The sequence below is a fragment of the Spirosoma montaniterrae genome (genome assembly GCF_001988955.1).
Taxonomy (GTDB): Bacteria; Bacteroidota; Bacteroidia; order Cytophagales; family Spirosomataceae; genus Spirosoma; species Spirosoma montaniterrae.
In genome coordinates this window covers 992,623-1,013,474 of record NZ_CP014263.1, presented here as the reverse complement: position 1 = coordinate 1,013,474, position 20,852 = coordinate 992,623, and the positions used below count along the sequence as shown (strand labels likewise).

The window sequence follows — 20,852 nt, the reverse complement described above, 5'->3', positions numbered from 1 at the left end:
ATGGAACCAATCGACCGAATTGACCGCTACCTCAGCAACGAACTGACGTCCGACGAAGCCACCGCCTTTGAGCAGGAACTGGCACGAAACCCCGACCTCCGTCACCTCTTCGACAGCCTTCTGATTAGCCAACGGGCGGTGCAGGTGGGAGCCATCCGCGCCGACGTGCGGCAGGTTCATGCACAGTTTATGACCCAGCTTCGGGCCGAACGCGCCGAACAGGATGCTAACGCTGTCGAAGCTAAAGTAATCCCGCTGAATAGCAGCGTCGGGCGGTCCGGCGCACTGGGCTGGGTAGTACGCATTGCCGCGTCGGTGCTGCTGGCAGTGCTGGGATTTGGTGGCTACCAGCTTGCCACCGTCAGCGAGGAGGGCATTTACGGCGAAAAATTTGTAGGCTATCAGCTTCCCACCACGCGCGGCACCGACGATTTGCCTTCGCGGTTAGAATCGCGCTACCGGGCCGGTGATTTTGCCGGCGTAGTGCAACAGGCCCGAACCCTGCCTACCCAGCGACCACCCGATTATTTTCTGACGGGCGTGGCGCACCTCGAATTGCGGCAGTATGAATCTGCGCTTGCTGCCTTCGGACAACTGCAACAGGCCAACAGGCAGCGGGTTACGCCCTACTTCTCGTCAGAAACCGAGTATTATCAGGCATTGGCTTATTTAGGCGCGAAACAGTACGAACCAGCTTACGCCCTCTTCAGCCGGATTTATGAAGATGCCAATCACCCTTACCACGCCTTCGTTAGCCGAACGGATTTGTGGAAACTAAAACTAATTGCCTGGAAAAAATAAGGATAGTTATTTACAAAAAAGGCTCGTTTCTGATGCAGAGACGAGCCTTTTTTCTTTTTCAGAAACTATCATATAAAATTTTTCAATACTTCGATTACATCCGCTCGGGTAGCTACGACTTTGATTGGAAGGCTGGCTAATCGGTGCGATTCGCAACCCGCCCCGATCAGCCAGACCAACGCTAACCAAGTCGTGCATCAACTTTAAAAAAATAAGCGCATGGAACCCCGTCTGAAAAAAACCTTTATCTGCGCCGATGTGCAGCATGTTTCACTCGACAAGCAGCGTACTCAGTATTACGTGCCGCAGGTAGGCGACGTAGCCGTTTTTGAAGTCCTCAGTCTGGGCAAGCACCTGACCATTCAGGGCGAAACGGGCGTCATGAACAAGATTATGCCCGGCGACCGGATCATGGCGGCTTTTGGGCATCGCTACGCTACCGAACAATTTGAAGGCTACGTGCCAGAGCAGTGCCAGCAGGAATTTCACATCCTCGGTGCGGGTGGCACGGTAGGTTGGGTACACAGCACCCACGCCAAATTCAGTGGGGGTGGCCCAACGCGGCTACGCATCATTGGTTACGCCACCGACGACAGCGGGCAGGTCGTTAATACAAAAAAAATGAAAGCCGAACAGCTTTTTGGCTTCTCAGGACTGTCGGCTTCGTTCACGAAAGTTGTGCTGTCGATTGGTTCGTCGATGGACAGCGGTAAAACAACTACGGCGGCCCACCTCGTACATGGTCTCGTTCGGAAAGGAAAGCGCGTTGTGTTTATCAAACTCACCGGTACGGTATTTACCAAAGACCGCGACCTGGCCTACGACCTCGGTGCCGCTCAATCGCTGGATTTCAGCCTGTTCGGGTTCCCTTCGACTTACATGTGCGCCGAAAACGAACTACTCGATCTCTACGAATCGCTGCTGCATCAGGCCCTCGAATCAGACCCCGATTACGTTGTGATGGAAATAGCCGACGGTATTTACCAGCGCGAAACCAAAATGCTGCTGCAAAATGAACGCTTCATGCAGACGGTACACGAAGTTATTTTCTCGGCCTGCGACAGCCTCTCGGCGGTGTGTGGTGTACAGACCTTACAACGCTGGGGTATTGCACCGTTTGCCCTCTGTGGTATGTTTACCACCAGCCCGCTGCTGATGCGCGAAGTGAACGAACAGGTCAGCCTGCCCATTTTCACGCTCGAGAAGCTGCAAAGCGAAGGCGCGTCGCTGCTGATGAGCCGTAAGCCGCTCCCTGCCGACTGCGAAGTGCCGGTTTACGCCCTGGAGCAGCGACTAATGCTAAAAGCAGCCTGACGATGGCTACCCAGCATCAACTACTTTACCCGTTTCTGCGCCAGCGGTGGCGGCTGGTGGGCCTGTCGGTGGGGATAGGTTTATTGAACAGTGCCGTCACGCTGTTGCTCCCACTTAGTCTGGGGCGGTTCTACGAGCAGTTTTTCGGCGGAGTTTCTAACCGGGGGCAAGCCCTCAACACGCTGGGAATGAGCTGGCTTAGCGGTCAGGCGTGGAGTACGTTCTTCGGCATGTTTGCGGCTCTGATTGTGCTGCGTGGCTTGTTGGGATACGCCAATTATCGGCTGACCGGCACATTGGGCGAGTATTTTGTGCAGGAGATGCGCGAGCGCGTTTTTGCCCATCAGCTCGCCCTGCCCACGGCCACTCACCGGCAGAAACCCATTGGCAAGTACCTGCTTCGCTACAGCAGCGATTTTGGGAGTCTGCGCCGATACCTCACCAAAGGCGGCATTGGGTTTATGCAGGACGTGCTGTTTCTGACGCTGGCGGGGCTGGTGCTGCTCTGGCTCAACGCCCCGCTCACGGGCATCCTGGTCTTCAGTATGCTACCGTTTCTGGGGTTGCTCCGGTGGATCAACAACCGATTGGAAACCCACACGATACAACGGCGCGATCTGCGTTCAGGCTATGTGGCCCACGTAGCCACCCGGCTGGCCGCCCTGGAGACCATCAAAGTCTTCAACCGGGAATCTGTTGAGAATGAACAGTTTGCGAAGCGGTCAGCTAACCTCACGCGGGCTAATCGTGATGCACTTGACTGGCGTAGTGCGCTGGAAGGCGTACTGCCGGTGGCTGTTTATGCACTGATCTTCGCGGTTCTGCTGGGCGTCCACGCGCTGTTGCCCAATGGGGTCAGTCGCCAGACGGGGGGTATTCTGATAACGTTTATTCTGCTGGTACTGAGTTTACGGCCCGTTTTTCGGCGGTTGCTGCGGGTAGGATCGGTTTGGCGAACGGGCCGACTCTCGCTCAACAAATTAGCCGACTTTTTCGCCCAGCCTGCCGAAGATACCGACCACCGGCCAGCCTTGCAGGTAACGAAAGGAGTAGTTGTATTCGATGCGGTTTCATTTGCCTATGTGTCCGGTAAATCGGTGCTGAACGACCTGTCTTTGTCGGCCAGTGCTGGCACCATCACGCAGATGCCGGGAGGGCCGGGTACGGGCAAAACCACCGCGTTCAACCTGCTTCTGGGCCTGTACACCCCCAGCGGTGGCAATATCCGAATCGATGGGCAGGTAGTAAGCGAACACTCGGTGGCGTCGGTTCGCAAACACGTCACGCTGGCCTCGGCAGACGTGCCGCTGCTGGGCCGCACCGTGTTCGAGGCCATTTCGTACAGCCGAAAAGCTGACAAACGGCCCCGCGCCGAGAAACTGCTGAACGAACTACAGGCCATAACGAACCTGCCCGGACGCCTGCACCTCGACGATCTGATTGGCGAACAGGGCCGCAACCTCTCCGAAGGCCAACGGTCGGTGCTGCGGCTAACGCGTGCCCTGCTCACCCGGAAGCCAATTCTGCTGCTCGATGAACCGTTTGCCGGCCTGACCGACGACGGTGCCCGCCAACTGATCGACTGGCTCGACCAACGCGCTGATAACCTGACGATTTTACTGGCAAGCAACCGGGAAATCGGCACTGAACCGCTCTTACCATGCACACACACCCTGATTTCGACGCTGTTGTAGTTGGCTCCGGACCAAACGGGCTGGCAGCGGCCATCACCCTACAACACGCGGGCCTGTCGGTGCTGTTGCTCGAAGCCAAAAAAACGGTGGGGGGTGGTATGCGCACTGCCGAACTGACGCTGCCAGGTTTTCGGCACGACATCTGTTCGGCCATTCACCCAATGGGCGTTAACTCACCGTTTTTTCGCCAGTTGCCCTTGTCTGATTTTGGCCTGACCTACATTGAGCCGCCCATAGCTGCCGCCCACCCCTTCGACAATGGCACGGCGGCTTTGCTCCGGCACTCGATTCTCGAAACGGCGCACGGGTTGGGCATCGATGCCGAAGCCTACACCCGGCTGGTGGCCCCCATCCGAGAGCGATGGGCCGACATCGAAGCCAGTGTGCTGGGGCCGCTGACCCTGCACCCGCGCCTGCTGAACATCATGTCGTTTGGGCTGAAAGCGTTGATGCCCGCCGAGTGGCTGGCGAATGCCCTTTTTCGGGGCGAAGCTGCGCGGGGGTTGTTTGCCGGTATGGCAGCTCATTCATTACTGCCGCTCAACCAACTCACAACCTCGGCCATTGGGCTGGTACTCATGACGCAGGCTCACCTAAAAGGCTGGCCCATGCCGAAAGGTGGTTCGCAGGCCATTGCCGATGCGCTGGCAGGCTACTTTGTGTCGCTGGGGGGTAAAATCGAGACGGGCATACGGGTGAAATCGCTAAGACAGCTACCACTGGCACGAGCCGTGCTGTTTGATCTGACACCTACGCAACTGCTCAACATTGCCGGGCATCGGCTGTCGGCTCTGTATCGGTGGCAACTGAAACGGTATCGGCACGGCGCGGGTGTTTTTAAAGTCGATTACGCACTCGATGGTCCTGTGCCATTCAAAAACGAAAGCTGCGGTCACGCCGGAACGGTACACGTCGGCGGCACACTGGCCGAAATTGCGGCTGCCGAACGGGCCGTAGCGCGTGGTCAGCACCCCGAACGCCCTTTTGTGCTGCTGGCTCAACAAAGCCGGTTCGACCCCACCCGCGCGCCCGCCGGGAAGCATACGGCCTGGGCTTACTGCCACGTCCCAAATGGTTCGACAGTGGATATGACGGCGGCTATCGAACGGCAGATCGAACGGTTTGCGCCCGGCTTCCGCGACCGGGTTCTGGCCCGCCACACGCTGAATACGGCTGACCTCGAACACTATAACCCCAACTATCGCGGGGGCGACATCAACGGGGGTCGGGCCGATCTGACACAATTGTTTACCCGCCCTGCTCTGCGGGCATCGCCCTATCGCACCTCGGCGCGAGGGCTGTATCTGTGCTCATCATCGACCCCGCCGGGTGGTGGTGTTCATGGGCTGTGTGGCTATCACGCAGCACAGCAGGCTCTGCGCGACGAATTTCCGGCTCACTTTCAACTTAACAACCATGACAAACACGCCCCGTATGCGCTTAGCCGCTGGCCTGAGCGTACTGATGATTCTGGTCATCGTTTGGCCCGTCCGGTATAACTGGGCCAGAAAACCCGTCGACAGTTTCCCGCTGTCGTATTACCCTATGTTTTCGCACGACCGGCACGGCAAGGCCGAGATGACATACCTGCTGGGTGTTTCGGCAGATGGCAAGCGTCGGTATCTGCCCTACCAACTGGCAGGCACGGGCGGCATGAATCAGGTGCGAAAAGTAATTGCCAAACGGGCAAAAAAAGACCCCACCGGCCTGTGCAAAACCGTGGCCGATGCCATTGCCAGTGGCGAGCGCGACCTGAACGACGTGCAGACGGTGAAAATCATTCGCGGTCAGTTTAGCTTCGATCAATTCTTTTCGGGCGATCAAACGCCCAAAAGCAGCAACGTGCTGTGTTCGTGTTTCGTTAACCGCGATGCTATCGCCCACAAATAACTCCGCTACTAATCTGGCTGCATCATGAAAAATACCCTGAATCACCTCCGTCAGTTCTGGTTTGCCGAAGCTCCTGCCGAACGGCTTGCCGCTCTCCGCATCGTGCTGGGCCTGTTTACGCTCGGTTATCTGCTACCACGCATTGGCATGTACCGCGAAATGAGCCAACAAACCGCTGATTTGTTTGAACCAATAGGAGCTGTAAGCTGGCTAACGGCTCCCCTGCCCCCACTGCTGTTCGATGCGCTGCTGGGCCTGACTCTGCTGGCTACTGTAGCCTTTCTGTTAGGCTGGAAATTCCGGCTCACAGGCCCTTTGTTCGCGCTGCTCCTGCTGCTGACGATGTGTTACCGTAACTCGTGGTCGATGATTTTTCACAACGATAATATTGTGGTGCTGCACGCACTGATTCTCGGTTTCGCGCCCGCTGCCGATGCGTGGTCGGTCGATTCGGTTCGGCGGGCGAGGTTTGGAAGCTTGCTTTTCGGGCGCGTACCAAACCGGGTAGACTGGCAATACGGCTGGCCTGCCAAACTGATGATGGCTGTGGCTACGGCACCGTATTTTCTATCGGGCATTGCCAAATTAGCCGGGCCAACGGGACTGGGCTGGGTAACGGGCGAGGTTATGCGCGATCAGGTAGCAACCGACACGCTGCGAAAAATTGTTCTCGGCACGTCGTCGTCCGATGCCATTTACTGGCTCTACGACCAGCCACTGCTGTTTATGCTACTGGGCTTGACCACGATGGTGGTGGAGTTGGGTTCGCCGTTTGCGCTCGCCAGTCGTAAGTGGGCCATGCGCTGGGCGGTGGTGGCCTGGCTCATGCACTGGGGCATCCTGTTCGTGATGGACATTACCTTCCGGTATCAGCTTTTTGCGGCCATGTATGCGTGTTTCTTCCCAGCCGAATACGCCGTGCGCTGGGTGCTGGCCCGCTTCAGCCGCACCAGGTCGGCGGAGCAGCAGCCCGTACTGAGCGAATCATGACGCCTTAAGTGCCTGATGTTCATAGTCAAGCGTTTCCCGCCGGGAGACGCTTTTGTTTGTTGCGCCGATACCGCCAGAACCACCCGCCTGCCCCCAACCCGCCGAGCGTAAGCAGCAACCAAACGGCCCACGATGCACTGGTTCGGGCGGGGGTGCCAATGTAAATCAGATGCGACCAGTATTGGGGCGAATGAAACTGAACCTGCTGCCGGTCGCGGAGGAGGTCTAATTTGGCTGCCTGCAACGCCCGCGAAAAAGGCATTCCCTGACGCAGATGCCGATAAAACCGGCTGCTGATATACGCCGTGGCATTGTCTTCGGCTTTCCAGAGCGAGGTAACGAGATTGGGGCAACCTGCCAGCGAAAATGCCCTCGACAGGCTCATAACCCCCTCACCCCGAACCAGTTTTCCGCTGGCTGTTTCACATGCACTCAAAAAAACCAGTTCGGTATTGGGCAGCGTACCGTAGTTGATCTCGTGGGCATGAAGCCGGTTGCTGGCGTAGCTGGTAGGGTAAAAAGCAATAAACGAACGTAGCGGGTTTACGTTATCGGCAACGGCGTGGGTAGCCAGATGAATGACCGGATAATCGGCGGCCATGCGCAGAAAATTGGCTTTGGTAGCAAACCGGCTGGTCAGTTTTTCGCCACCCAGCGAACTAATTTCCTGCCGGGAAGCCGTCAGTGGCGCAAATTCACCTGAATTAGTCGGCTTATCGAAAGGGGCAACCGAGAGCATTTGGTCAAGATTGGGCGGACTTTGTAGTCGGCTTTGCAGAAACGAAGCCGCATATTGATACGTCACGTCGAAGCGTTCGAGCAGGTAGGCCCGGCTATGGTCGTGGAGCGTCTCGAAGGGCAGCAGGGTCAGTTCATCGTGCGGAATTATAATCAATGATTTAACAGTGGTCAGATACGGTTCGGCAGGCAGAACCAGCTTGTTATACAGCGACTCGGCGTAGATGTGCCCCCCAAACGCCCGCCCCGGCGAAACGGTCTTCAACTGCGTAAGTAAACCGCCCAGAGCCTGATTGAGAGAAGAACGCTGCGACACCCGAAAATACCGAAGTTGCTTTGCCGTCAGTACAAAACCAAACAGCGTTGTATCGGCCCAGAAATACGATAGCAGGGCCGTTTGCTTTCCCAGCACATTACGTTGCAGATGAGCTACGTTAACACTGTCGAAGCTAAATTTCAGCCGATAGTAGGCCGGGTAGTCGTGCAGTTTGTCGGTCAGCCGCGACAGTTCCAGTTCGGTATCGCGCAACTGTCCGGTCAGCGTTTCGGTCTCGGCATCGTCAACGGCGTTCTCAACTTTCATCATCAGCCGCGACAGGCTCAGGTGCAGATTCCGCTCGCGCGACAGCAGCGAATCGGGAATGCCCGAAATCGACTTGGCCGCATTTTCTTTCAGCCCGATAGCCAGCACTGCCGCTTTACTTTTTTCGCTCCAGCAGAAGGCTTCGTTCAGGTAGGTAGCATCGCCGGTTTCTTCATAGGTTTGTATCAGAAAAGCTACCACCTGCTTGTAAACGGGGTAGGCTTTCTGCACCGTAAACAGCCGGGCTTCTTCATTGTCGAATGATTTTTCGATGTAATCGGCCAGCCGAAACGCCGACAGGTACGTGCTGATAGCTGCCTGCCGGTGCTGGTTATTGGGGCGTTTCCGGTGCAGGCTGCGCCAGCATTCGGCCTTGGCAACGAGGCTTTCAAACAGCAGATAGCTGCTGAAACCCTGCGCATAGTTTTGTGGATTACGGTAAACGTCGGTAGAGGCAAAATCGAGGTCTAACTGAATTATCGATTGCTGGTAGTAATTCAGGGCACGCCAGATTTGGTTCTGCTGCCGGGCTATGTCGCCGAGCAGTTTATAGGTCAGTCCGACATGGCTGTTTTTTTTTGACTGATTACCATACCGGCTCACTACCTGCAAAGACTGGTTCAGGCTTGTTTCGGCACTGGTATAGCGCAGTTGCTGTAGGTAGGTTTCGGCCAGCGCGTTACGCACAATGATTGCGTTGGTTGAATCGGTTTCCACCTTCAGCAGATAGCGCAGGGCTTCGGCGGGCTGGTGTTTGCTGAGGTACACGATGCCGAGGTTGGTGTACAGCTTATTTCGGTTCTGGGTGATGGGCAGCAGGCTTTTGTAGATGGTGGCCGCCGAATCGTACTGATTCAGGTTTCGCAGTGCCGTTGCGATGTTGCTTTTGTAGCTGTACAGGGCGGCACTGTCTGTTTTGGGTTTCGCCAGCATCAGTTGCAGTGCCTTCTGGAAGTAGTTGATGCTCTGCCGATAGTTGCCGGTTTCGTGATACAGCACCCCCAGCGAATTGAAGAGTCGCTGCGCTTCGGGCAGTCGGCGATACCGCTGGAACAGGTTTTCGGCCTGCTCGAAATAATACGTCGTCGAATCGTATGATTGCTGGTAAAAATGCACCGAGCCGGTGTACAGGTACGGGATAAACAGCAACGAATCAGACAACTTGTATTGCCTGCAAATGGCAATGGCCCGCCGATAATTGAGCAACGCTTCCTGTTGATTATCAAACGTTTGCCCGTAAATACCAATTTTCTCATGGCAGTCGAACACCAACGCAGCGGTGGCTGGGCTTAAGCGGGAATACTTCAGCGCACGGCGGTAGAAAAGTAGCGCAAGGCTATCGGTTTCATCAGTCGGATTGGGCGTATTATAGTAAGCCGAAGCCCGCTGATGGCACGCCCTCGCTAACCGGTCTCCGTCACTTTCCTGCCCGTAGAGTACTGCACCAAGCAGGCTAAGGCTAAGTAGTAATACCCAGTAGTAAATACGCATAATCCTGTTGCCTTGCTCAAATATAAACAAAGCAACAGGATTATATATATTACCTTTTGTTTAACGACCTACCAGCACAATGTCGGGTGGGCGGGGGCGGCTGGCAGCAAGCGAGGTAGCCGCAACACGCAGGGTAGCCCCGGTTTTTGTGGTAATCTGCGACAGCAGAGAGGCAGGCACCTGACTCAGTGTGGCATACCAGTGGAAGGTAACGTCAATGTGATTGAGCGTCTTGTTGCTGGCATCGTTCAGGCGGTAATAAATCCGCACGCTTTTCGAGCTGCCATTCACAGGTGTAGTACCGAACGTACCGTTGTTCACCGTTTGGCGGAGGTCTATGATACCGTCGAGCTTGTTGATGGCAATACCCTGCGGAATCACTTCCTGACCAGCGGGTGGCTCATCGCCCAGCCCATCGCCGTCGTCGTCGTCGCGCCCATCGTCAAACTCACAGTTATCGTCGTCGTCATCATCATCATCGTCCTCATCTTCTTCCTCGTCGTCGTCATCATCATCATCGTCATCGTCGCTACAGGGCGGAGCCAGTGCACGAATGGCATTGTAGAAGGGCCGGGCCAGTGTATCATTGGCTGAGAGCTGATAGACTTTGCTGGTATAGTTGACGCCCGAAATGGTCACGTATCGGGTGCAGGTGTCGGCAGTACCGGTTTTCACGAACCACACCCGGTATTTCAGACCCGACTCACTGGCATTGACGTTGATCGCGCCAGTGGCAGCGTTGATGCTCAGCCCCTGCGGATAGGTTCCGTAGGTGCCCGATTGTGCCGTAGTCGGGAGTTCGAGATAAGGGGTTGTCTGCTCACGGTAGTAGAAGACAGTATCGGCATATTGAAATGCCGCGCAGGCCGGATTCGTGCCGCCAGCCCCCGTTGTCTGCGGATCAATGCCCTGGTTGGAATCGCTGCGTTCGCAGCCGACCAGTGCCACCAGCCCTACGGTAACGATGGACAGTAATGTACGAGTTAGTCTGTTCATGATTCTTCGGTTTGATACAGAGTCGAAGCTGTATGCGGGAACGTAACGGCCCAAAGTAAAAAAAGTGCTCTATGCCCGAAAGAATTTATGTGTAGTAGCGCATTAGCTGAATAATAGTCAGCCATCCGTTGTTTGAAAATCGTAAGTATCGCGTTGAATAGTGTTAGTTGACATCCTTCCCCCTGCCTTAGCGGGGGATTCCCTTAATTGGCGTACAATGTCCTGTACGTAGAGACGCAACGGGGTAATGGCTGGCGCGAAAGAGACGCAAAGGGTTGCGTCTCTACAGTAGACCATCCGGCGTAGAGACGCAACCCTTTGCGTCTCACCTGCGTCAGCCGTCACCCCGTTACGTCTCACTAACGAAAATCAGGTCAGCACGACAATCTTTCCACTCGCCTGATTCTGTTCCATCAGCCGGTGCGCCTGAGCAATCTCATCGAGCCGGAATACCTGACTTATCGTGAGCTTGACCCGGCCCGTTTCTACGTCGTTGATAAACTGCTGAAATACATCCGGAGAGCTTCTGATTTGGCCGCTGTCATAAATGGTCAGATGTACGGTTGCGGGGATAAATTCCATCGGGGCAAAGTTGTCGATAGACCAGGTTTCAGACAGCATCCCCGTCATACAGGCCGTTCCGCCGGGCCTCACACACTGCAACGAATCCTGTAGCGTGCTCGCCCCTACCAGTTCCAGCACCTTATCGACCCCTTGCGGAAAAATACTCCTCACCTGACCGCGCAGATTGCCGTCGTCAATCAGCACATAATCGGCTCCATTGGCTACCAACAGTGCTTTCTTATCCCCGTTTCGGGTGGTAGTCAGCACCGTTAGTCCTTCGTTTTTGGCAAGTTGTGTAGCAAGCATTCCCACCGACGACGTACCACCCCGAATCAATACTGTTTCGCCCGGCTGAATGCGAAGCGACAACTGCAACGAGCCATACACCGTCTGAAACATTTCGGGGATGGCCCCCAACTGCGCCCAGGAAAGCGTACTCCGAAACGGATAAATAATGGATGTAGGCACAACGGTATATTCGGCATAACTGCCATCGAAATCACGGCCCATGCCGCCCATCAAAGCCGCAACCTGCTGACCGGGTGCGTATTCGCCCGTTGGGTCATGCGCTACCTCGCCCACACATTCGATGCCCAGCACACGCGGAAACCGGACATTGGGCGACAATCCCTTGCGCGTCATCAACTCCGAACGATTCAGCCCAAAGGCTTTTACCCGAATCAGTACCTGTCCGTCCTGAGGAGTTGGTATTGGTCGTTCTTCCAACCGAAACTGGTCAGCCGCGCCAGGGTTGTATAAGATAGCCGCCTTCATGGGTATGCTACAGTAAAAAGCACATCGGCAAATAACCGCTCACTATCAAAATACGTTTCAACGGGTGTAAAACCGGCTTTTCGCCCCAGTTGGCCTATTTCAGCAACGCTGTATTTTTGCGATACTTCCATGTAAATGGGTTCGTTGCGGTCGAAGTCGAAATGGGTGCCGTCGTCTAATGTTACCCGTTGTTGACAGGTACTGATAAGATAGCTTTTACAGGCTCCGCTCATGGGGTCATAGACGGGGAAATGATTAAACGCATCTGCCTCAAAATTGCCGCCCAACTCCCGGTTGATACGTTCCAGCAGGTTGAGATTGAAAGCCCGCGTAAGCCCGCCTTTATCGTTGTAAGCGTCTAAGATCAGTTGCGGATTTTTTTTCAAATCGAATCCGGTCAGTACATAATCGCCGGGGTTCAGGAACGTATGCAACGACCGAAAAAACGCTGAAGCCTCGTCGGGAAGCAAATTGCCGATGGTTGCCCCCAGAAACAAAACCAACTTTGGCGTAGGTTGGCTGGTCTGCAAGTGCGCCAGCATCGGGATGTATTCTCCGCAGAGGCCACTAACGCGCATACCCGGCAACTGCGCCGGTAAGCTCCGGTTGAGGTGCGCGATCATGCTGGCCGAAATATCAATCGGGATATACTGTCTGCTGCATCGGCGGGCCAACGCTTCCTGCAACAGATAGATTGTTTTAGAAGCATCGCCCGCGCCCAGTTCAACAATGTCGAACACGGGTAGCGTGGCGGTGCAGGCTTGCAGGATTTCCCCACTTTTTTGCTGTAGAATTTCGGTTTCGGCGCGGGTCAGGTAATACTCCGGGCAGTGCATAATCTGCTGAAACAGCGCGTCGCCGGTAGCATCATAAAAATACTTGGGTAATAAATACTTCTGTGGGGCCGATAACCCCCGGATAACATCCTGCCGGAACAGGCTGTCGATCAGCGTAACTTCCATACGATAGCGATAAATCAGATAAATCTTGCCAGCCTTATGCCCGTAAACTGCCAGCGTAACGGCGGGTGAAAAAAATTGCGGTAGGTAGGGCGACTATGCCCCGGCGACGTACCTTCAGACGCTCCCCGCAACACCATCTGACTAACCATGAATTTGCCGTTGTATTCCCCAATGGCTCCTTCGGCTTTTGTAAAACCGGGATAAGGCAGGTAAGCACTTTCGGTCCATTCCCAGCGCGAGCCCCACTGCAATTGAGCCTGTGCGGTTTCCCATTCGGCTTCCGTAGGCAGGCGCAGCCCCCGCCATTGAGCGTAGGCCCAGGCTTCGTAATAACTGACGTGGCAAACCGGCTCATCGAGAGGTAGTTGCATCAACCCTTCCGGCGTGTAATGATGCCATACGCCATCTATCCGATGCCAGTAGAGCGGGGCGTCGATTCGATTTGCCTTCACCCACTCCCACCCTTCGGCGTGCCAGTGCCGAAAGTCGGTGTAGCCCCCAGCTTCGATAAACGCCAGATACTCAGCATTACTAACGAGTTGTTGACGAATCTGATAAGCCGACAAATAGACCTTATGCCGGTTCAGTTCATTGTCGAAACAAAACGCGTCGCCGTTGGCCCCAATGTTGTAGATGCCTGCCGACTGGCTAACCCACTGCTCCGGGCCGATGTGGGGCACGTCTGGTTTGTCGTAGCAGGTTGGGTAGGCGGGCAGCAGCGGATTATGACCCAGAATGTATTTGATGTCGGTAATCAGCAACTCCTGATGCTGCTCTTCGTGGTTAAGGCCCAATTCCAGCATGGCGTTCAGACGTTCGTCAGGCCGGGTCTCCTCAGCCAGAAAGCGATGCATAGCCTGATCGACAAAGGCCCGGTAGGCCAGCACGTCGGCCACGGTTGGCCGGCTCAGATTTCCCCGGTCGGTACGTACCACCCTGACTCCGACCGACTCGTAATAGCTGTTGAAGACGAAATTGTATCCCGCGTCGAAAACCGCGTACTCAGCCGCGTAGGGTTGCAGGATAAAGGTTTCAAAAAACCAGGTTGTATGGCCTAAATGCCATTTTGGCGGGCTGACATCGACAACGGGCTGCACCACAAAATCTTCGGCCTGCAACCCCTGACAAATGGCTTCGGTACGCGCCCTTACCTGTTTATAGCGTTCCAGCAGGTTGGTCATATTCAGAGCTTCGGGCCGACGGCGTCGTAAATCACCACTTTCTCCCACAGATGCGCGTAGTTGTTGCGAAAGTCATCGTGGATGGGGTGTTTTTGGTAGCTTTCTTCGTCGGCGGGGCTATCGAAAAAGCACAGCCACGAGTAGGCATATGCCCGGTCGATGACGGCCCGGTTGGTAGCGGCAGGCGTGCCGATGTGTACCATACGAATGGTTGGGCATTTAGCTAATTTGTTGAGTCCTTCCAGCAGTTTCGCCTGATCGGCTTTACTATCGGGGTTTTTCAGGTAAAAGAGTACGTGGTGTACAAACACGTTTGGGGGAGCAGTTTCGGGGTTGGGCATGGTTGGCAGAGTAGTTGTCAAACCGGCTATTATTGTGTTTTTAACGAAATTTCGGCGTGATTGGTTGCTCATGGTCATTTTCAGTTAGTGGCTCGGAAATTTATTCCACGTTATTGTTTGATTTTCATAATCATCTGCTTGATATTCTTTACTCGAAGGCAACTTGACTAAGCTACCTTTGTTTGCCGTGACGCCGTTGTTGCCCAAAATAAGCTTGTTTGACTTTATCAGTCGTGCAGATGAACAACCAACCCGATACGCAGACCGCCGAGGCCAATTCGCTGGAGCTAAAGCTTAAAGGCTTCAAGGTGTATGAAGTTGACCTGCCCGTTAGCAAAATCCACCCCTACACACGCCGGGATTTTTATAAAATTGTGCTGAGTACGGGGCATCTGGTTATTCATTATGCAGATCGGAGTATCGAAATGGAAGGAACTTCGCTGTTCTTCGCCAATCCGCACGTTCCCTATTCGGTCGAACGGCTCACCGACGTACAGAAGGGCATATCCTGTGTGTTTTCCGAGGAGTTTCTAAAACCCAACGACCGCTCCGAAAGTCTGTTGCAATCGCCCCTGTTCCGAATCGGCGGCACTCCGGTTTTCCTGCTCAACGATGCCCAGAAAGAGACCATCACGCCTATCTTTCAGAAGATGCTGGCCGAGCAGGATACAGATTATGCCTTTAAGGGAGAACTGATACGTACCTACATTAACCTGATTATTCACGAAACGCTGAAGCTGCAACCGTCCGAGGGTTTCGTAAAACCTCAGAATGCCGCGTCGCGGATTGCTACGTTGTTTCTGGAACTGCTGGAGCGGCAATTTCCCATCGAAAGCCCCAACAAACCCCTGACACTACGTACCGCGCAGGATTACGCCCTCCGGCTGTCGGTTCACGTCAATCACCTGAACCGGGCCGTGAAAGAGGTGACGGGCCGCCCTACTACGGCCCACATCGCCGAGCGGGTCATCAGCGAAGCCAAAGCGTTGCTGCAACACACCGACTGGAGTATTTCGGAAATCGCCTACGGCCTGGGCTACGACTACCCGACTTACTTCAATAACTTCTTCAAGAAAATGACCGGAACAAGCCCCAAAACGTTTCGGGTCTGAGTGAATCTCTTACCTTTCTGTTTGCTATTCGTTAGCCATCGCCCTTATGAAAACAATAATGATAAAAGCAATTTTTGGTTTGTTCCTGTGCGTAGCCAGTGTACAGCTATCCCGTGCTCAGGCGAGCCTGCCAATGTCAAGCACAACCAGCCCGGCAACCCCGACAAAAGCGGAACAGGAAGTTCTCCAACTGTCGAAAGACAAATGGAAATGGATGTCCGACAAGAGTGTGGACAAGTTAGACACGCTGTTCGCTGAAAAATCGGTGTTCGTTCATATGGGCGGAAGCTGGGGCAAAACGCAGGAACTCAACGTTATCCGAATGGGCGGCATTTGGTACAAAGAAGCCGAAGTTTACGGAGCGTCCGTGAATATGATGGGCAACACGGCCATCCTGCTGAACGACATTGACTTAGTGGCGGTAGTGGGCGGCAATGAAGTCGTCAATCCGTTTATGGTGACGGAGGTGTATGTGAATCAAAACGGCAAGTGGAAAATGGGTTCGCTAACGTTCTCGAAGCTGATGCGGCCTGTTAAACTAAAATAGTCCGTACAAACCTTAATCGCTTAAAAACCAATCGTTTTATGAAAACCCTGATTATCAACCTGTGTATTTTTATCATGGGCGCATCATCGGCCTTCGCGCAGACAAAGGCCGAACAGGAAATCATTGACCTCTCGAAGCAAAAATGGCAGTGGATGGCCGACAAGAACGTAGACAAGCTGGCTCCGCTCTTTCACGATGAGGCCAAGTTCGTTCACATGAGCGGCACCTGGAAAAAAGCCGAAGAACTCGACATCATCAAAACCGGGCGAATCTGGTACAGGAAAGCCGATGTACACGATGTGGCCGTAGAGATTGTGGACAACACCGCTATTATCTGGAGCCGGATTACGCTGGAATCCACAGTTCGGGGCAGTGAAGCAAAGGTTGAGTTTACCGTAACCGAAGTCTACACAAAACAGGCTAAGGATTGGAAACTCCTGGCCCTGACGTTTAGCAGTGTACGCGACACGCACAAAATTGAGCATTAAATAAGCTTCAGTCCACGATGCACCTGCTACTGGCTCTTTTTCTGCTGATTTCAGCCTGTTCGCCCGCTCAACAGACGGACAGCAGGGCCACCGTAGCCGCTACATTGGCCCCCGACAAGGTGCTGATTGTGTATCTGTCGCGGACTAATAATATCAAAGCGATTGCCGAAATCATCCATAAGCACGTTGGCGGTAAATTAGTTGCGCTCGAACTGGTGACACCCTACCCGCAGGACTACCGCACCACCGTTGAGCAGGTAGCGCGGGAAAATGAAACGGGTTTCCTGCCCGCTCTGAAAACAAAAATTGATAGTATTCAACAATACGACGTTGTGTTTGTGGGTTTTCCGACCTGGGGTATGCAACTGCCCCCGCCCGTGAAAAGCTTTTTGCGACAAAATGATCTAAGTGGTAAAACCGTTATTCCGTTCAATTCCAATGCTGGCTATGGCGTGGGCAGCAGTTTTCAGACGGTGAAGGAATTGTGTCCTGACAGTAAAATCTTAGAAGGCTTTACAACAAAAGGTGGAGTAGAACGAGACGGCCAATACTTGGTTATCAAAGGCCAACGTGCTGACGAAGTAAAGCGGGAGGTGAAGAAATGGTTGCAGAAACTAAACGTTATTTAACCAGACAAACCGATAGAACACAGACCATTATGATCTTTATGATTGATCTTAATAATCATGCTTTCTATCAGCCAAAGCCATGAAAACCGTCAAAACCATCTATAACCGGCGTTCGTTTCTGAAAGTCTCGGCCCTCTCCGGTGGCGGTATGCTGCTGGGTATTAGCTGGCTATCTGAATCCCAGGCGTCCGGCGTACCAACGGGGGCGGGTGTTTCTGCCCCCGCCAACTGGACAGAACTCAATGGATTTGTGCAGATCACGCCCGACAACGTTATCCGTATTATGTCGCCCAATCCCGAAGGCGGGCAGGGGGTCAAAACATCCATGCCGATGATTGTAGCCGAAGAGTTAGACGTGGACTGGCAGACGATTGTGATCGAGCAGGCGGGGTTGGATACCAAACATTTCACCCGGCAGTTTATTGGCGGCAGTCAGGCTATCCGCATAGGCTGGAAACCCCTACGTACTGCCGGTGCTGCGGCCCGGCAGATGCTCCGGCAGGCAGCCGCCAACGCCTGGAACGTGCCGCTCGATGAGGTCACTACCAAAGCCGGTACGTTGCTCCACGCCAAAAGCGGCAAGTCGGCCACGTATGGCGCAATGGCTTCAGCCGCTGCTACGCTCCCGGTTCCCAAAGATGTTTCCTTGAAATCGGTAAAAGATTTTACGCTGGTCGGCACGTCCCGCAAAAACGTGGATGGGTTGAAAATCGTGACGGGCAAACCCTTATACGGTATCGACGTGCAGCGGCCCGGCATGCTCATCGCCATGATTGTGCATCCGCCTGCTTTTGGACTGAAAATCAAAGCCGTAAACGATGCAGCCGCCCGTCAACTACCCGGCATTCGGGACGTGTTCACCGTCAAATCCATGCACGACGACTACGAGCGGCAGTTTTTCGATACTGCCCAATTTCCCGAAGTCGTCGCCATTGTGGGCAACTCGACCTGGGAGGTGATGCAGGCAAAAAAAGCCCTGAAAATTACCTGGGAGCCGTTTGCCGAATACACTGAGAAGAAGGATATGATGGGCCGGAAAGTGACCGCCACCATCCCGGCAGGACTCGAAGATACCGCCGAACACCGGGCCAAAATTGCGGAGGTCAGCCGCCGACCGGCCACCGTTCGGCGACGCGACGGCGACCCGGAAACAGCGTTCAAAAACGCGGCCAACGTACTCGAACGAACCTACACCGGCCCGCATCTGGCGCACAACTGCATGGAGCCGATGAACTTCTTCGCCCACGTAACCGACGAGCGGGCCGAACTCATCGGGCCGTTGCAAAAGCCGGAGTTTACGGAAAAGGCACTGTCGGCCCGGCTGGGGATGCCGTTAGAGAAAATCGACATTCAGATGACCCGGCTCGGCGGTGGGTTTGGGCGAAGGTCGTATGCCCATTGGTTGCTCGAAGCGGCCCTGATTTCGCAACGTATGAAGGCTCCCGTCAAATTAGTGTACAGCCGCGAAGACGACATGACATCCGGCATTTATCGGTCGTCGTACTCGGCTACGTACCGGGCCGCGCTCGATGCCGACAACAACCTGATTGCGTTTCACGTGCGGGCCGGGGGCGTTCCTGAGCCACCTCTTTTCCCTGACCGCTTCCCGGCAGGTGCGGTGGACAATTACCTCGCCGAAGACTGGAGCATCAACACCAACATCACGGTTGGCTCGTTCCGCGCCCCGCGCTCCAACTTCATGGCAGCCGCCGAACAGTCGTTCTTAGACGAACTGGCCGAAGTAGCCGGGAAAGACCCCATCGCGTTCCGGCTGGAACTGCTGAAACGGGCCAAAGAAAAACCCGTTGGTAAGAACAACGATTACGACCCTGACCGTTACGCCGGGGTGCTGGAACTGGTACGTGAGAAGTCGGATTGGGAGCGGCAAAAGAAAACCAAACACCTCGGTGTAGCGGCTTATTTCAACCACGACACCTACGCGGCACACGTGCTTGAGTTGGACATAAAAGACGGGCAGCCCATTGTGCAGCGGGTTTGCGCGGCAGTTGACTGTGGCATTGTGATCAACCCCATTGCCGCTCAAAACATGATCGAAGGGTCGGTGGTCGATGGCGTGGGTACGGCACTGTTCGGCAAGATGACCTTCACCAAGGGCGTACCCGATGCCCAGAACTTCGACCGCTACCGGATGATTCGCCATAACGAAGCCCCGAAGAAAATCGACGTGCATTTCGTACAAAACGAGATTGCTCCAACCGGCATGGGCGAGCCAGCTTATCCGCCCGTTTTTGCCGCCGTTGCCAACGCACTTTACAAAGCCACCGGCAAGCGGTTTTATGACCAGCCGTTTTCGGAAGGTTTAGAAAAATCGTCGTAGTGGCGTAGCGCGTGCTGGCATACAGCTTTTACGGATGTAGTGTATATTTGTTAACAGAAAGAATTTCGCTCATGCTACACGTTCACTACGTCACCGATAGTCAGGGTAAGCCGCTTTATGTGCAGATACCGGTCAAAGAGTACGAGAAATTAGTGGCCGATGCCGAGGAGTTGGCTGATATTGCCGCGTATAAAAAAGCAAAAAAAAGAAGCGGAAAATCGGTGCCATTCGATGAAGCTTTTCAGGAAATAGAGGCTCACCACAGCAATCAGATTTCCTGAATGTACACGATTGTCATCACCGAATATGCCATTCGCCAGCTCAAAAAACTCGACAGGCAACTAATCACGTCCATCAAAGCAGCCATTGCCGGGTTAGCCCAGAATCCCCGTCCTCACAACTATATCAAGTTGACCAACGTGGAAGCATACCGCATTCGGGTTGGTACCTATCGCATTATTTACGAAATCAACGATACCATTCTGACTGTAGGGTGATTGAAGTGGCAGATCGGAAACAGGTGTACAGGAAAAAGTAGATTCGGTATGGGCGAACCCGCCTACCCGCCTGTGTTTAAGGCAACTGGGCAAAAGTTCCTGTTTGAAATTCGTAAGTCTCTGTTTGTTTTTTATTATTTTTCCGTTAGAAAGTAGGCGAGATTTGTCTTCGTAATACTGTGTCAATAAACGGATTACGTTATGGCAAACGAACGGAACAACAATTAGCCTGGCGCAACTGCTTGGAAGCCTTTGCTGGGCGATACGATTTCACAAATCAACATCTTTGGCGACCGTTACACGCCCGTCGAGCAAAGCCGGGTAGGCAACTAAACAAACCTTATGGCAACCATCACCTTCAAACTCAACGGCAAGCGGCAAACGCTGAATGCCGACCCGCAAATGCCCCTGCTGTGGGCCTTGCGCGACACGCTGAACCTCAAAGGCACCAAGTACGGCTGTGGCGTAGGGCAGTGCGGGGCCTGCACGGTTCACTTCAACGGCACCGCCACGCGCTCCTGTCAGTTGCCTCTTTCGGCCATAGCGAATCAGGAAATCACGACCATCGAAGGCTTGTCGGCAAACGGCGACCATCCCGTACAGAAAGCCTGGCTCGACCACGACGTAGCGCAGTGCGGCTACTGCCAGGCGGGGCAGATTATGAGCGCGGTGAGTTTGCTTAAAACGAATCCAAAGCCCACCGACGAGGATATCGACAATGCGATGAGCGGCAACATCTGCCGTTGCGGAACGTACCTACGGATTAAAGAAGCTATTCATTCAGCCGCGAAATAAATAACCCCACCCCAACCCCTCCCCGTTAGTGAGGGGCTAATCGTCGGCCTTCCGTACCAACAGTTAGCTTTGGGGATAGAATTTTCTACTCGTCCCTCCCTAACGGGGAGGGGTTGGGGTGGGGTCT

Annotated in this window: 20 protein-coding genes; 14 read left to right on the top strand and 6 right to left on the bottom strand. The window is 54.3% G+C overall.

Annotated features, from left to right (window positions below):
* From AWR27_RS04410 to AWR27_RS04385, 6 genes are all read left to right on the top strand, one after another.
* Positions 1–801, top strand: coding sequence for a tetratricopeptide repeat protein (locus AWR27_RS04410; RefSeq protein ID WP_077130079.1), 801 nt, complete (start codon positions 1–3; stop codon positions 799–801).
* A 219-nt stretch (positions 802–1,020) separates the two neighbouring features.
* The gene (locus tag AWR27_RS04405) at positions 1,021–2,115 is read left to right on the top strand and encodes a P-loop NTPase family protein (protein ID WP_077130078.1); all 1,095 of its coding nucleotides are present in this window, start codon (positions 1,021–1,023) and stop codon (positions 2,113–2,115) included.
* A gap of 2 nt (positions 2,116–2,117) precedes the next feature.
* Complete coding sequence (locus AWR27_RS04400; RefSeq protein ID WP_077130077.1) at positions 2,118–3,809, top strand: ABC transporter transmembrane domain-containing protein; 1,692 nt, start codon at positions 2,118–2,120, stop codon at positions 3,807–3,809.
* A complete protein-coding gene (locus tag AWR27_RS04395) occupies positions 3,776–5,308 on the top strand; it encodes a phytoene desaturase family protein (protein ID WP_077130076.1) in 1,533 nt (510 codons plus the stop codon). The genes AWR27_RS04400 and AWR27_RS04395 overlap by 34 nt, the downstream gene beginning before the upstream one ends.
* Positions 5,244–5,699 carry a hypothetical protein gene (locus AWR27_RS04390; protein WP_077130075.1) on the top strand — a complete coding sequence of 152 codons (456 nt, stop codon included), beginning with the start codon at positions 5,244–5,246 and terminating at the stop codon, positions 5,697–5,699. Before AWR27_RS04395 ends, AWR27_RS04390 begins: the two co-directional genes overlap by 65 nt.
* 24 nt (positions 5,700–5,723) lie before the next feature.
* Positions 5,724–6,689 (top strand): hypothetical protein, encoded by a 966-nt coding sequence (locus tag AWR27_RS04385; RefSeq protein ID WP_077130074.1) that lies wholly within the window; start codon positions 5,724–5,726, stop codon positions 6,687–6,689.
* A gap of 25 nt (positions 6,690–6,714) precedes the next feature.
* Here AWR27_RS04385 and AWR27_RS04380 read toward each other — a convergent pair whose 3' ends face one another.
* The 6 genes from AWR27_RS04380 to AWR27_RS04355 all read right to left on the bottom strand — a co-directional run bounded on the left by AWR27_RS04380 (position 6,715) and on the right by AWR27_RS04355 (position 14,340).
* Positions 6,715–9,501 carry a CHAT domain-containing protein gene (locus tag AWR27_RS04380; protein ID WP_077130073.1) on the bottom strand — a complete coding sequence of 929 codons (2,787 nt, stop codon included), beginning with the start codon at positions 9,499–9,501 and terminating at the stop codon, positions 6,715–6,717.
* A 60-nt stretch (positions 9,502–9,561) separates the two neighbouring features.
* The gene (locus tag AWR27_RS04375; RefSeq protein ID WP_077130072.1) at positions 9,562–10,497 is read right to left on the bottom strand and encodes a hypothetical protein; all 936 of its coding nucleotides are present in this window, start codon (positions 10,495–10,497) and stop codon (positions 9,562–9,564) included.
* Between the two features lie 369 nt (positions 10,498–10,866).
* Positions 10,867–11,835, bottom strand: a complete 969-nt coding sequence (locus AWR27_RS04370; protein ID WP_077130071.1) for a zinc-binding alcohol dehydrogenase family protein — start codon at positions 11,833–11,835, stop codon at positions 10,867–10,869.
* Entirely contained in the window at positions 11,832–12,797 is a 966-nt protein-coding gene (egtD, locus tag AWR27_RS04365) for an L-histidine N(alpha)-methyltransferase (RefSeq protein ID WP_077130070.1), read from the bottom strand. Before egtD ends, AWR27_RS04370 begins: the two co-directional genes overlap by 4 nt.
* A gap of 14 nt (positions 12,798–12,811) precedes the next feature.
* Positions 12,812–13,978: an ergothioneine biosynthesis protein EgtB gene (gene egtB, locus AWR27_RS04360; RefSeq protein ID WP_077130069.1), complete on the bottom strand. Its 1,167-nt coding sequence runs from the start codon at positions 13,976–13,978 to the stop codon at positions 12,812–12,814.
* Positions 13,979–13,980: 2 nt separating this feature from the next.
* A complete protein-coding gene (locus AWR27_RS04355; protein WP_335695411.1) occupies positions 13,981–14,340 on the bottom strand; it encodes a Dabb family protein in 360 nt (119 codons plus the stop codon).
* Positions 14,341–14,537: 197 nt separating this feature from the next.
* Here AWR27_RS04355 and AWR27_RS04350 point away from each other — a divergent pair, with 197 nt between their 5' ends.
* The 8 genes from AWR27_RS04350 (at position 14,538) to AWR27_RS04315 (ending at position 20,725) form a co-directional block, all read left to right on the top strand.
* Positions 14,538–15,431, top strand: coding sequence for a helix-turn-helix domain-containing protein (locus AWR27_RS04350; protein WP_232325974.1), 894 nt, complete (start codon positions 14,538–14,540; stop codon positions 15,429–15,431).
* Between the two features lie 58 nt (positions 15,432–15,489).
* Entirely contained in the window at positions 15,490–15,978 is a 489-nt protein-coding gene (locus AWR27_RS04345; RefSeq protein ID WP_083732746.1) for a nuclear transport factor 2 family protein, read from the top strand.
* Positions 15,979–16,016: 38 nt separating this feature from the next.
* Entirely contained in the window at positions 16,017–16,466 is a 450-nt protein-coding gene (locus AWR27_RS04340; protein WP_077130067.1) for a nuclear transport factor 2 family protein, read from the top strand.
* Between the two features lie 17 nt (positions 16,467–16,483).
* On the top strand, positions 16,484–17,095 hold the full coding sequence (locus AWR27_RS04335; protein WP_077130066.1) for a flavodoxin: 612 nt from the start codon (positions 16,484–16,486) through the stop codon (positions 17,093–17,095).
* 79 nt (positions 17,096–17,174) lie between these two features.
* Positions 17,175–19,433: a xanthine dehydrogenase family protein molybdopterin-binding subunit gene (locus tag AWR27_RS04330; protein ID WP_077130065.1), complete on the top strand. Its 2,259-nt coding sequence runs from the start codon at positions 17,175–17,177 to the stop codon at positions 19,431–19,433.
* A gap of 71 nt (positions 19,434–19,504) precedes the next feature.
* The gene (locus tag AWR27_RS04325) at positions 19,505–19,714 is read left to right on the top strand and encodes a hypothetical protein (RefSeq protein WP_077130064.1); all 210 of its coding nucleotides are present in this window, start codon (positions 19,505–19,507) and stop codon (positions 19,712–19,714) included.
* On the top strand, positions 19,715–19,930 hold the full coding sequence (locus AWR27_RS04320; RefSeq protein ID WP_157579131.1) for a type II toxin-antitoxin system RelE family toxin: 216 nt from the start codon (positions 19,715–19,717) through the stop codon (positions 19,928–19,930).
* A 342-nt stretch (positions 19,931–20,272) separates the two neighbouring features.
* A complete protein-coding gene (locus tag AWR27_RS04315) occupies positions 20,273–20,725 on the top strand; it encodes a (2Fe-2S)-binding protein (RefSeq protein WP_077130063.1) in 453 nt (150 codons plus the stop codon).
* The last annotated feature ends 127 nt before the right edge of the window (positions 20,726–20,852 follow it).